12 protein-coding genes are annotated in these 11,956 nt (G+C 71.3%); 9 read left to right on the top strand and 3 right to left on the bottom strand.

Annotated elements, in window-relative coordinates:
* Both ACTWQO_RS47840 and ACTWQO_RS47835 read right to left on the bottom strand, forming a co-directional pair.
* Positions 1–225, bottom strand: a 225-nt coding sequence (locus ACTWQO_RS47840; RefSeq protein WP_443243696.1) for an FAD-dependent oxidoreductase, incomplete at its 3' end; no start/stop codon positions are given.
* Entirely contained in the window at positions 222–848 is a 627-nt protein-coding gene (locus ACTWQO_RS47835) for a TetR/AcrR family transcriptional regulator (protein ID WP_443243695.1), read from the bottom strand. The genes ACTWQO_RS47840 and ACTWQO_RS47835, both read right to left, overlap by 4 nt.
* A 132-nt stretch (positions 849–980) precedes the next feature.
* On the opposite strand from ACTWQO_RS47835, the gene ACTWQO_RS47830 reads away from it, so the two are divergent.
* The 4 genes from ACTWQO_RS47830 to ACTWQO_RS47815 all read left to right on the top strand — a co-directional run bounded on the left by ACTWQO_RS47830 (position 981) and on the right by ACTWQO_RS47815 (position 4,980).
* A complete protein-coding gene (locus ACTWQO_RS47830; RefSeq protein WP_443243694.1) occupies positions 981–1,610 on the top strand; it encodes an alpha-ketoglutarate-dependent dioxygenase AlkB in 630 nt (209 codons plus the stop codon).
* A 134-nt stretch (positions 1,611–1,744) separates the two neighbouring features.
* On the top strand, positions 1,745–2,914 hold the full coding sequence (locus ACTWQO_RS47825) for an acyltransferase family protein (protein WP_443243693.1): 1,170 nt from the start codon (positions 1,745–1,747) through the stop codon (positions 2,912–2,914).
* 76 nt (positions 2,915–2,990) lie between these two features.
* Entirely contained in the window at positions 2,991–3,737 is a 747-nt protein-coding gene (locus ACTWQO_RS47820; protein ID WP_443243692.1) for an MBL fold metallo-hydrolase, read from the top strand.
* Positions 3,738–3,747: 10 nt separating this feature from the next.
* A complete protein-coding gene (locus ACTWQO_RS47815) occupies positions 3,748–4,980 on the top strand; it encodes a DUF4032 domain-containing protein (RefSeq protein ID WP_443243691.1) in 1,233 nt (410 codons plus the stop codon).
* Between the two features lies 1 nt (position 4,981).
* On the opposite strand, the gene ACTWQO_RS47810 is transcribed toward ACTWQO_RS47815, so the two are convergent.
* Complete coding sequence (locus ACTWQO_RS47810) at positions 4,982–5,854, bottom strand: universal stress protein (RefSeq protein ID WP_443243690.1); 873 nt, start codon at positions 5,852–5,854, stop codon at positions 4,982–4,984.
* 76 nt (positions 5,855–5,930) lie between these two features.
* Here ACTWQO_RS47810 and ACTWQO_RS47805 point away from each other — a divergent pair, with 76 nt between their 5' ends.
* The 5 genes from ACTWQO_RS47805 to ACTWQO_RS47785 all read left to right on the top strand — a co-directional run.
* Positions 5,931–6,287 carry a VOC family protein gene (locus ACTWQO_RS47805; RefSeq protein ID WP_301977395.1) on the top strand — a complete coding sequence of 119 codons (357 nt, stop codon included), beginning with the start codon at positions 5,931–5,933 and terminating at the stop codon, positions 6,285–6,287.
* Between the two features lie 124 nt (positions 6,288–6,411).
* Positions 6,412–8,088, top strand: coding sequence for an FAD-dependent oxidoreductase (locus ACTWQO_RS47800; protein WP_443243689.1), 1,677 nt, complete (start codon positions 6,412–6,414; stop codon positions 8,086–8,088).
* Positions 8,085–9,542, top strand: coding sequence for an ATP-binding protein (locus tag ACTWQO_RS47795; RefSeq protein ID WP_443243688.1), 1,458 nt, complete (start codon positions 8,085–8,087; stop codon positions 9,540–9,542). Before ACTWQO_RS47800 ends, ACTWQO_RS47795 begins: the two co-directional genes overlap by 4 nt.
* Positions 9,539–9,892 (top strand): UBP-type zinc finger domain-containing protein, encoded by a 354-nt coding sequence (locus tag ACTWQO_RS47790; RefSeq protein WP_443243687.1) that lies wholly within the window; start codon positions 9,539–9,541, stop codon positions 9,890–9,892. The genes ACTWQO_RS47795 and ACTWQO_RS47790 overlap by 4 nt, the downstream gene beginning before the upstream one ends.
* 74 nt (positions 9,893–9,966) lie before the next feature.
* Positions 9,967–11,956 (top strand): ATP-binding protein (locus tag ACTWQO_RS47785; RefSeq protein ID WP_443243686.1); only part of this gene is annotated, 1,990 nt, incomplete at its 3' end.

Genomic DNA, 11,956 nt, shown 5'->3' with positions numbered 1-11,956 from the left:
GTCGCAGGAGTCCTTGATGCCCAGGTGCCGCTGTTCCGGGGTATCGACCAGAAACAGCCCGCCGAAGGACCAGAACGCCTGGCCGCCGAGATTGGCGGCGTTCTCCTGGTCGACCAGGGCGACCCTGCGGCCCCGGCTGGTGAGTTCGTGCGCCGCGACCAGGCCTGCGAGGCCCGCTCCGACGACGATGACGTCGGCATCCATGGCGACCGTCCCTTTCCTCATACGGTGGCGTCGCTGCCGTCGGTCAGCAGCGCGGTGAGCAGCTGCTTGAGCCAGACGCGAGCGTGCTCGGCGTCCCGGTCCAGCAGCAGTTGGGTGGTGACCCCGTCGTACGCGGCGACCACCGCATGCGCGGCGGCGTCGATGTCGCCCAGTACGGCGGGCAGTTCGGTGTGGCCCCGGGCGCGGGCGAGCCGGTCCGCGATGGCGCCGCGCAGCCGTGCCCGATGCTCCAGCAGGGTCCGCGCCACGTCCGGGTCACGGGCGGCGTGTACCAGGAAGTCCGTCTTCACCAGCAGCCAGTCCCGGTCCAGCAGCAGCACCTCGGTGACGCGGTCGACGGCGGCGGGCACGTCGAGATCGGGGCCGTCGAGAGCCAGCGCCCCGGACACCTGCTCGGCGATCAGGTCGGCGCGCTGCCGGTAGAGGGCGAAGAACAGCTCGTCGAGGCTGGCGAAGTTCGAGTAGAAGGCGCCCCGGCTGTACCCGGCCGCCTCGCAGACCTCCTCGATCGAGACCCGGCCGAAGCCCTTGGCGGCGAACACCGCGAACGCGGCGTCGAGCAGGTTCGCGCGCGTGCGGACACGGCGCCTGGTCACGCGCCCGGTCGTCGCCTCCGCCACCATGCCCCGCCCTTCGTTCGATACGGGAATGTATCCGATACACGAACGTATCCAAAGGGCGGGGACACCCAGAGTTCACTCGTACCTACCGGAACTCGATGGAACAAATATTCGAATAAGAGGTACGCTGGATCCATGACCACGCACCTCCAGGGCTCGCTCTTCGACCAGGCGGACCGGCTCCGGCTCGGCTCCCTCGCCGGGATGCGCCGCACCGAGCTGGGCCGCGGCGCGTGGATCGACGTCCTGCCCGGGTGGCTCGAAGGCTCCGACGCCCTGTTCGAACGGCTGGCGGACGAGGTGCCGTGGCGTGCGGAACGGCGCACGATGTACGACCACGTCGTCGACGTACCTAGACTGCTGGCGTTCTACGGTGCCGACGACCCGCTGCCGCACCCCGTGCTGGACGAGGCACGCGACACGCTCTCGGCGCACTACGCCGACGAACTCGGCGAACCCTTCACCACGGCCGGCCTGTGCTACTACCGCGACGGCCGCGACAGCGTCGCCTGGCACGGCGACCGGATCGGACGGGGCGCCCGGGAGGACACGATGGTCGCGATCCTCTCCGTCGGCTCACCCCGTGATCTGCTGCTGCGTCCCCTGCGCGGCGGCGGCGACACGATCCGGCGTCCGCTGGGCCACGGGGACCTCATCGTGATGGGCGGCTCCTGCCAGCGGACCTGGGAACACGCCGTACCGAAGACCGCACGGGCCGCGGGACCGCGCATCAGCGTGCAGTTCCGCCCGGACGGCGTGCACTGAGGCGGAGAGGCGGCCGCTTCGGATGCGCGCGGGGGCTGCCTCCGGGGGACGGTGCCGGAGGCAGCCTCACCCCCTGACGGAACCCTGTCGTCCCCTGTCCTTCTCCCCCACACTGGGCCGCACTTGGGGGTCGTATGGACACGGAATCCGCGCGGACGACGGCCGCTCCCCGGCGCCGTGAGCTGGATGCGCTGCGGGCGCTCGTCGTGGTCGGCCTGGTCTTCTTCCACGCCGCCCTGGTGTTCTCCCCCGACGACGACTTCTACGTCAAGAACGCCGACACGACGGACGCGGTGACCGTCGTCGCCGGGCTCGGCGTGATCTGGGCGATGCCCATGCTGTTCCTCGTCGCCGGACTCGGCGCCCGGTACTCGATCCGCCGCCGCGGCCCGGGCGGTTTCGCCCGTGAGCGCCTGCTGCGCCTGGGCGTTCCCCTGGTCTTCGCGACGCTCACCCTCGTGACCGTCCCGCAGTGGCTGCGGCTGCGTGCGGCCAATCCGGGCTACGACGAGTCGTACTGGAGCTTCTGGCCCCGCTTCTTCCATGTCCACCTGGACCTGGCGGACTTCCCCTTCGTCCTCACCGGCGACCACTTCGAGACCGGTCACCTGTGGTTCGTCGTGCTCCTGCTCGCGTTCTGCCTGCTCCTCGCGCCGGTGGCAGCGCCCGTCGCGACCGGCGCCGAACGTGCGGGAGCCGCGGTGGAACGCAGGCCCGCGCTGCTCCTGCTGCCCGCCCTGCCCCTCGCGCTGCTCAACTCCCTCGCCGGCATGGAGGAGGACTACGCGGGTTGGAACCGCTGGGCGTACCTGCTGTTCTTCGTCTACGGCTATGCGCTCGCCGGCGACGAGCGCATCCGTGCCGCCATGCGCCGCCTCGCCCGGCCGGTCGGTGTGCTCGGGCTCGTCCTGTTCTGCGGGACCGCTCCCGGGTTCCTGAGCGAGGACGACCCGTTCACCGACTGGACGCCGCTGTCGCTGGTCACGCGGGCGGTGTTCGGGGCGGCGGGCTGGTGCTGGGTGGTGGCGATCATGGGGTTGCTGGACCGGCCGCGGGAGCGCGAGGCACCCGAACGCGCACGCACCGGCAGGCTGTTGCCGTACTTCGCGGTCGCCGCGCTGCCGCTGTATGTGCTGCACCAGCCGGTGGTGGTCGCCTTCGCCTACGGGGTGGTGGGCTGGGACGCTCCGATTCCCGTCAAGTACGCCGTGATCGTGGCCTGTTCGCTGGCGGTGATCCTCGTGGTGTACGAGTTCGCGGTCCGCCGGACCAGGGTGACGCGATTCCTGTTCGGGATGCGCTGACCCTCCGGGCGCCGGGCCGCTCGGCATCTGCTTTGCTGGTGCCGTGGGGGCAGGGACTTCACCACTCGGGACGATCATGCGGGCAGCAGTGCGGCAAGTCGCCGACGGCACCTACCTGGTGCACGGCAGCAACACGAACTGGGTGATCCTGAGCGAAGGGGACGCCGTCACGCTGATCGACACGGGCTACCCCGGGGACCGGGAACTGCTCCTCGCTTCCCTTGCGGAGGTGGGCAGTTCGCCGGAGGCGGTGACGGCGGTGCTGATCACGCACGCCCACAACGACCACCTGGGTTCCGCCGAGCACCTGCGCGGCACGTACGGCACGCCCGTCTACCTGCACGAGGCCGAAGTGCCGCACGCCCGCCGCGATTTCCTGCACCAGGTGTCCATCGGCCAGGTCCTCAGGAACGGCTGGCGTCCGGGCGTCCTGCCGTGGGCCGTGCACACCCTGCAGGTCGGCGGCACCGCCCATGTCCCGGTCGCCGAACCACAGCCGTTCCCGGCGCAGGGGCCGCTCGACCTGCCCGGCCGCCCCGTCCCCGTACACACGCCCGGACATACGCTCGGCCACACCGCCTTCCACCTCCCGGGCACCGGAGTGGTGATCTCCGGCGACGCCCTGGTCAGCGGCCACCCCACCTCCCGCGCCAAGGGGCCCCAGCTGCTGCCGGACATGTTCCATCACGAACGCGCCCGCGCCGTGATGTCGCTGGAGATCCTGGAGGGCCTCGACGGCGATGTCCTGGTCCCCGGGCACGGGCCGGTGCACCGCGGTCCAGTACGTGAGGCGGCACGGCACGCACGGGAGCGCGCGCTCTAGAGTTCTGGCCATGGCATTGCAGATCAGCGCGACCAACCCGGAGCACCCCGCGCTCCTCCTCGAGCTGCCGTGGGACGTGCCCCTGGAGGAGTGGCCCGAGGAGTACCTCGTCCCGCTGCCGCGCGGCATCTCCCGCCACGTGGTGCGCTACGCCCGGGCCGGCTCCGAGGTCATCGCCGTCAAGGAGCTGGCCGAACGGCCCGCGCTGCGCGAGTACGAGCTGCTGCGCGACCTGGACCGCATCGGCATCCCCGCGGTCGACCCGCTCGCCGTGGTCACCGGGCGCGCCGACAAGGACGGGGCACAGCTGGAACCGGTGCTGATCACCCGGCATCTGGGCGGCTCGATGCCGTACCGCTCGATGTTCGAGACGACGATGCGTCCGGCCACCATGCACCGCCTCATGGACGCCCTGGCCGTGCTGCTCGTCCGGCTGCACCTCGCCGGGTTCGCCTGGGGCGACTGCTCGCTGTCCAACACACTCTTCCGGCGGGACGCGGGCGCCTATGCCGCCTATCTCGTGGACGCCGAGACCGGTGACCTGCATCCGCAGCTCAGCAGCGGACAGCGCGACTACGACCTCGACCTCGCCCGGGTCAACATCAGCGGCGAGCTGCTCGACCTGGAGGCGTCGGGGGCGCTGCATCCGTCCGTGGACCCCATCGAGTTCGGCACCGAGATCTGCGGGCGCTACCGGGACCTGTGGGACGAGCTGACCCGCACCTCCGTCTACCCGGCGGGCAAGTACCAGTACATAGAGCGCCGGATACGCCGCCTGAACGAGCTCGGTTTCGACGTGGCCGAGATGCAGATCGAGCACAACTCCAACGGCGACACGGTCACCTTCGTACCCAAGGTCGTCGACGCGGGCCACCACCAGCGCCAGCTGCTCCGGCTGACCGGCCTCGACACCGAGGAGAACCAGGCGCGGCGGCTCCTGAACGACCTGGAGAGCTGGATGGCCACCCAGGACGACTACGCCCCGGGCGACCCGCTCGGCGCCCGCCCTGAGGTCCTCGCCCACCGCTGGGTGCGGGACGTGTTCCGTCCCACCGTGCGCGCGGTGCCGCTGGAACTGCGCGGCTCGATGGACGCGGCCGAGATCTACCACCAGCTGCTCGAACACCGCTGGTACCTGTCCGAGCGTGCCCAGCACGACATCGGGCTGGACACGGCGGTGGACGACTACGTCAAGAACATCCTGCCCAAGGCGCGCGAGACGCTGCAGCCGACAGCCGAGTGACTCAGGCGGGCGGGACCACGGCCACCGGGCAGCCCGCGTGATGCAGGACCCCGTGGGCGACCGAGCCGATCCGTGTGCCGACGGCCGTACGGCGGGCCCGGCGGCCGACGACCATCAGCTGGGCCTGCCCGGCCACCTCCAGCAGCACCTGCCCGGCGCTGCCCATCTCCACGTGCTCCACCACCGGAACGTCCGGGAAGCGGTCCCGCCACGGCTGCACCGCCGCGGCCAGCGCCTTCTTCTCGTACGGCTCCAGGCCGCCGGCCTCGTCGAGCAGCTTCAGCGAGGCCGGGCTGTAGGAGAACACCGGCGGCAGCGTCCAGGCCCGTACGGCACGTACGGTCGCCCCGCGCGCGGCCGCCGTCTCGAACGCGAACCGCAGCACGGCGGCGCTGTCGTCCGGATCGCCCTGCTGACCCACGACGACCTCACGGCCCGCGGCCTCGGCGGCCGGCTCGTCCCCCGCCCGTACGAGGACGACGGGACCCGTGGCTCCGGCGATGACCTGCTGTCCGACCGAGCCGAGCAGGAAGCCGACGACCCGGCCGTGGCCGCGCGAGCCGAGCACCAGCATCTCGGCGTCGGCCGCCGCGGCGGCCAGGGTGTCGGCCGGGCCGCCTTCGAGAACGTCCGTCGTCACGTCGAGCTCCGGGTGCCGCTCGGTGACGGTCCGGGCGGCCTCCGCCACGGCCGTGCGCACCCACCCGGCCTGGCTGTCCGCGTCCCCGGCGTCGATCGCCTCGTGCGGCTGGAAGCGCCAGGCGTGCACCACCCGCAGCGGCAGCCCGCGACGGACCGCCTCGCGGGCCGCCCAGGCCAGCGCGGCGTGGCTCTCCTCCGTACCGTCGACTCCTGCCGTGATCGGGCGTGTCATGCGGCTGCCTCCCTGTAGTGCGGTCGCTTCGCCATTGCGGTCGCTTCGCCGGAACAGTCTTCACTACGCTGCCCGGATGGGCCTGGAATGGGAGCAAGTCAACGTGGACGCGGCCGACGCGGTTGCCCTGGGCCGCTGGTGGGCCGAGGCGCTGGGGTGGGTGGTGATCAACGATTCGCCCGAGGAGTTCGAGATCCGGCCGCGGGAGGACCGACTGCCGGGGCTGATCTTCGGGCCGGTGCCCGAGGGCAAGACGGTCAAGAACCGGCTGCACCTCGACTTCCGCCCCGACGACCAGGAGGCCGAGGTCGCCCGCTTCCTCGCGCTCGGCGCACGGCACGCGGACGTCGGCCAGACGGGCGAGGAGAGCTGGGTGACGCTTGCCGACCCGGAGGGCAACGAGTTCTGCGTGCTGAGCTCGCGACGCCGCTGACGGGCTCCGGCCTCCCGCATACCTGAGCGAAGCGGGACGATCGAACATACGATGGGCGGGAGCCGGCGCGGCGAGACGGGGTCGCCGTACCGCGAGATCCGAACGCTCTCGGGGTGGGAGACGCATGGCACAGGCCGCCGACGCAGCGCGGACCGTCATCATGACCGTGGACGACGACCCGGGAGTCTCCCGCGCCGTCGCCCGCGACCTGCGGCGCCGCTACGGCGGGTCGTACCGGATCGTGCGCGCGGAGTCCGGCGAGTCCGCGCTGGACGCACTGCGTGAGCTGAAGCTGCGCGGCGATCTGGTGGCCGTGATCCTGGCCGACTACCGCATGCCGCAGATGAACGGCATCGAGTTCCTGGAGCAGGCCCTGGACGTGTATCCCGGCGCACGGCGGGTGCTGCTGACCGCGTACGCGGACACGAACGCGGCGATCGACGCGATCAACGTCGTCGACCTCGACCACTATCTGCTCAAGCCGTGGGACCCGCCCGAGGAGAAGCTGTATCCCGTCCTCGACGACCTCCTGGAGGCCTGGCGGTGCAGCGACTACCGGCCGGTGCCCAGCACCAAGGTGGTCGGGCACCGCTGGTCGGCGCGTTCCTCGGACGTACGGGAGTTCCTGGCCCGCAACCAGGTGCCGTACCGCTGGTACTCCGCCGACGAACCCGAGGGGCGGCGGCTGCTGACGGCCGCCGGGCAGGACGGGCAGCGGCTGCCGGTGGTGATCACCGCGGACGGCACGCCCCTCGTCGAACCGGACGCGCCGGAGCTCGCCGCCCGCGTGGGGCTGGCGACCACGCCGACCGCCGACTTCTACGACCTCGTCGTGATCGGGGGCGGCCCGGCCGGGCTGGGCGCGGCCGTGTACGGGGCCTCGGAGGGGTTGCGGACGGTGCTCGTGGAGCGGTCGGCGACCGGTGGGCAGGCCGGGCAGAGTTCGCGGATCGAGAACTACCTGGGCTTCCCCGACGGAGTTTCGGGGGCACAGCTCACCGACCGGGCGCGGCGGCAGGCGGCCAGGTTCGGCGCCGAGATGCTCACCGCGCGGGAAGTGACGGGGCTCGAGGTCAACGGGGCGGCGCGGACGGTGCGGTTCTCGGACGGCTCGGCGGTCGCCGCGCACAGCGTGATCCTGGCGACCGGCGTGTCGTACCGGCAGCTCGATGCACCGGGCTGCAACGACCTGACCGGCTGCGGGGTGTTCTACGGCTCGGCACTCACGGAGGCGGCCTCCTGCCAGGGGCAGGACGTGTACATCGTCGGTGGCGCCAACTCGGCGGGGCAGGCGGCGATGTACCTGGCCCGGGGCGCGAAGTCAGTCACCCTGCTGGTGCGCGGGGCGGACCTGTCCGCGTCGATGTCGTACTACCTGATCCAGCAGATCAACGAGGCACCGAACATCTCGGTGCGCGCACAAACCGTCGTCGAGTCCGCGCATGGCTCCGACCACCTGGAACAGCTCACCCTGCGCGACACGCAGACCGGTGAGACCGAACTCGTCGACGCGCAGTGGATGTTCGTGTTCATCGGCGCGGCCCCGCTGACCCATTGGCTCGAAGACACGGTGCTGCGCGACGAGCGCGGGTTCATCCTGGCCGGGCCCGACCTGACCGCCGACGGCCGGCCACCTGCGGACTGGGCGCTGGACCGGCCGCCGTACCACCTGGAGACCAACATTCCCGGCGTGTTCGTGGCGGGCGACGCGCGCGCCGAGTCCGCCAAGCGCGTCGCGTCCGCCGTCGGAGAGGGAGCCATGGCCGTGATGCTCGTCCACCGGTATCTGGAGCAGTCGTGAGCGGGCAGCCGATGCCGTGCAGCCCCGCGGAGATCGGGTCGCTGTTCCTGTTCGAGAAGCTGTCCGCCGAGCAGCTCGGGCAGCTGTGCAGGGCGGGGCGGGTGGAGAAGTTCGAGCCCGGGCCCGTGTACACCGAGGGCGAGCCGGCCACCTGCTTCTACGTGATGATCGAGGGCACGGTGGTGCTCTCCCGCCGGGTCGGCGTCGATGACGTGGAGGTCACCCGCACCTCGCAGCGCGGGGTGTACGCGGGGTCCATGCAGGCGTACCTCGGGGACCGGGTGCGCCAGGTCTACAACAGCTCCATGCGGGTCACGGAGCCCACACGGTTCTTCGTGGTGCCCGCCGAGGAGTTCGCCGCCTTCATGCAGCAGTGGTTCCCCATGGCGGTCCACCTGCTGGAAGGGCTCTTCTTCGGCTCGAAGAACACCCAGCGTGCCATCGGGGAGCGCGAACGGCTGCTGGCGCTCGGGTCGTTGTCGGCCGGTCTGACGCACGAGCTCAACAACCCGGCCGCCGCGGCCGTACGAGCCACCGCGACGCTCCGGGAGCGGGTAGGCAAGATGCGGCACAAACTCGCCGTCATCGCCCAGGGCTCCTACTCCCCCGAGGTCATGGCGAACCTCATCGACATCCAGGAACGCACCGCCGAACGCGTCGCCAAGGCACCCGTGTTGACTCCGCTGGAAGCCGCCGACCGCGAGGACGCCCTCACCGACTGGCTCGACGACCACGGCATCCCCGAGGGCTGGCGGATCGCGCCGACCTTCGTGCAGGCCGGTATCGACACCGACTGGCTCGACCAGATCGCGACGGCCGTGGACGAGGAGATCCTGCCGAACGCGATCGGATGGCTCAACTACACCGTCGAGACCGAGCTGTTGATGGACGAGATCAACGACTCCACCAACCGCATCTCCCACCTCGTCGACGCCGCCAAGCAGTACTCACAGCTCGACCGGGCGCCCTACCAGGTCGCCGACGTGCACGAACTCCTCGACAGCACGCTGCTGATGCTCTCGGGCAAGATCGGGGAGCGGATCAAGGTCGTCAAGGAGTACGACCGTACGCTCCCGAAGATCCCGGCGTACCCGGCGGAGCTCAACCAGGTGTGGACCAACCTGATCGACAACGCGGTCCACGCGATCAACGACGCGGGCGGCGAAGGGACGTTGACCGTGCGGACGGCGCTCCAGCACGAACGGTTCCTGGTGGAGTTCCGTGACACCGGGCCGGGCGTGCCCAAGGAGATCCGCAGCCGTATTTTCGACCCCTTCTTCACCACCAAGCCGGTGGGCGAGGGCACCGGGCTCGGCCTGGACATCTCCTGGCGGATCGTCGTCAACAAGCACCACGGCACGCTTCAGGTCGAGTCCGAGCCGGGCGACACGCGGTTCCAGGTGCTGCTTCCGCTGGTCGCGTCCGCGAACGACATGCCCGAGGAGGCCGTATGACGAGCGACAACATGATCGACCCGGCTGTTCCGCCCAGTGGCATGGGGTGTGTGGAGTGCGACGAGGACGGGGGCTGGTGGTTCCATCTGCGGCGGTGTGCGCAGTGTGGGCACATCGGTTGCTGCGACTCGTCGCCGGCGAAGCACGCGACCGCGCATTTCCGGGAGACCGGGCATCCGGTGGTGCGTAGTTTCGAGCCGGGTGAGGAGTGGTTCTGGAACTTTGCGACGTCCGAGATGTATGAGGCGGGGCCGGAGCTTGCACCTCCGGTGAGTCATCCGGTTGATCAGCCGGCGCCAGGCCCTGCGGGGCGGGTTCCGGAGGATTGGGCGCGGGTGTTGAAGGGCTGAGCGGTCGCGCAGTTCCCCGCGCCCCTTTGGTCGGACCACGTGCTGTCGGTGGGGCGTGCCAGGATGGGGTTGTGCTGCAGGACACCGCGTTTACCTCGCCCATCGTTGGTCGGGAGGATGAGCTTGCTCGTCTTTCCGGTGTGCTGGAGCGTGCCCGTAGCGGTGAGGCTCGGGCTGTTCTCATCGCCGGGGACGCCGGAGTCGGGAAGACCCGTGTGCTGGACGAGATCTCCGGGCGGGCCGCTGCCGCCGGGATGACGGTGCTGACCGGGCACTGTGTGGATCTCGGTGACGTGGGGCTGCCGTATCTGCCGTTCAGCGAGGTGCTGGGGGTGCTGGCCGCTGATGAGCGGTTTGCGGCCGTTGTTGCGGCGCATCCGGCGGTGGAGCGGTTGCTGGGTGGTGGGTCGGACGACGGTGGGCGGGTGCGGCTGTTCGAGGGTGTGGCGGGGCTGCTGGCCGATCTGGCGGATGTCGCTCCGCTGCTGCTCGTGCTGGAGGATCTGCACTGGGCGGATCAGTCCTCGCGGGATCTGCTGCGGTTCCTGCTCAGCCGCGGCATCCTGCAGCGGGCCGCGGGCGGTGCGCCCACGCATCGGCTGGCGGTGCTCGCTTCGTACCGGGCGGACGATCTGCATCGCCGGCATCCGTTGCGTCCGCTGCTCGCGGAGCTGGTGCGGCTGCCCGCTGTGGAGCGGCTGGAGCTGCGGCCCATGGCCGATCCCGACGTGGCCCGGCTGGTGCGCGGGCTGCGGGAGCGCCCGGTGCCGGACACGACGGTCCGGCGGATCGTGGAGCGCGCCGAGGGCAACGCCTTCTACGCGGAGGAGTTGCTGGCCGCCACGGACGCGGAGGCGGGCGGGGTGCCCAGCGGGCTGGCCGATGTCCTCCTCATCCGTTTCGAGCAGCTGACCGACACGGCCCAGCAGGTGCTGCGTACGGCCGCCGTCGCGGGGCGGCGGGTCGAGCACGATCTGCTGCGGGACGCGGTCGGACTCCCCGAGGACGAGCTGGAGTCGGCGCTGCGGGAGGCCGTGGAGCGGCAACTCCTGGTCTCCGGGGGCGGCGACACGTACTCCTTCCGACATGCCCTGGCCCGGGAGGCGGTGTACGCCGATCTGCTGCCGGGTGAACGGGCGCGGCTGCACGGTGCGTTCGCCCGACTGCTGTCCGGCCGGGGGCACCGCGCGGAGACCGCGGCCGAACGCGCCCACCACTATCGCGCGAGCCATGATCTGGCCGAGGCCCTGGCCGCGTCGCTGGAGGCCGCCGACCACGCGCATCGGCTCGGTGCTCCCGCCGAGGAACTCCGGCACCTGGAAGCCGCGCTCGACGTGTGGTCGTCGGTGGAGCCGGCCGCGCGGCCCTCGGGCGAGGGCATCGACAGGGTGACCCTGACGCTGCGGGCCTCCGCCGCGGCGGCGCACGCCGGGGAGACGCACCGCGCGGTCTCCCTCACCCGTGCCGCGCTGGCGGGCATCGGCCAGGACCCGGACTCCGAGCTCGCCGCCCGGGTGCGCTACACGCTCGCCGGGAACCTGATCAGCGTCGACAACCTGACGGCGGCGTTCGCGTACAGCAGCGAGGCACTCGCTCTGATCCCCGCCGAACCCGCCTCGAGGACCTGGGTATGGGCGGCGGCCACGCATGTGATGGCGGCCCGCCAGGTCGGAGAGACCGAGGTCGCGCTGCGGGTCGCCCGCCAAGCGCTGGGCGTCGCCGAGCAGTTGCGGGTGACCGACGCCCAGGCCGACCTGCTGATCTCGCTGGCCGGGCTCGAAGGCGGCGGCCGACGCACTCCCGAAAGCCGCGCGCGGCTGAAAGATGCCCGGGAGCTGGCCCGCACGTCGGGGAACGCGCCGGTGGAGCTGCGTGCCCTGTTCAACCTCGCCATGGGCTGTTTCGAGTCCGGCGCTCTGGAGGAGTGCCTGCCCTGGCTGACCGAGGGCCTGGACCGCGCCCGCCGCGCCGGTCTGCTGTCCTCGCCGTATCCGCTCGAGATGCGCTATCTCCACCTGCTGGTGCTGTACACCCTGGGCCGCTGGGACGAGTGCCTGCGCGCGG

Source organism: Streptomyces sp. 4N124, assembly GCF_052245395.1.
GTDB lineage: Bacteria > Actinomycetota > Actinomycetes > Streptomycetales > Streptomycetaceae > Streptomyces.
This window is presented reverse-complemented; position numbering and strand designations above follow the sequence as displayed.

Bases quoted from the DNA above. Each gene is read 5' to 3' on its own strand.
- ACTWQO_RS47835 (WP_443243695.1), bottom strand. From the start codon at position 848: ATGGTGGCGGAGGCGACGACCGGGCGCGTGACCAGGCGCCGTGTCCGC.
- ACTWQO_RS47830 (WP_443243694.1), top strand. From the start codon at position 981: ATGACCACGCACCTCCAGGGCTCGCTCTTCGACCAGGCGGACCGGCTC.
- ACTWQO_RS47825 (WP_443243693.1), top strand. From the start codon at position 1,745: ATGGACACGGAATCCGCGCGGACGACGGCCGCTCCCCGGCGCCGTGAG.
- ACTWQO_RS47820 (WP_443243692.1), top strand. From the start codon at position 2,991: ATGCGGGCAGCAGTGCGGCAAGTCGCCGACGGCACCTACCTGGTGCAC.
- ACTWQO_RS47815 (WP_443243691.1), top strand. From the start codon at position 3,748: ATGGCATTGCAGATCAGCGCGACCAACCCGGAGCACCCCGCGCTCCTC.
- ACTWQO_RS47810 (WP_443243690.1), bottom strand. From the start codon at position 5,854: ATGACACGCCCGATCACGGCAGGAGTCGACGGTACGGAGGAGAGCCAC.
- ACTWQO_RS47805 (WP_301977395.1), top strand. From the start codon at position 5,931: ATGGGCCTGGAATGGGAGCAAGTCAACGTGGACGCGGCCGACGCGGTT.
- ACTWQO_RS47800 (WP_443243689.1), top strand. From the start codon at position 6,412: ATGGCACAGGCCGCCGACGCAGCGCGGACCGTCATCATGACCGTGGAC.
- ACTWQO_RS47790 (WP_443243687.1), top strand. From the start codon at position 9,539: ATGACGAGCGACAACATGATCGACCCGGCTGTTCCGCCCAGTGGCATG.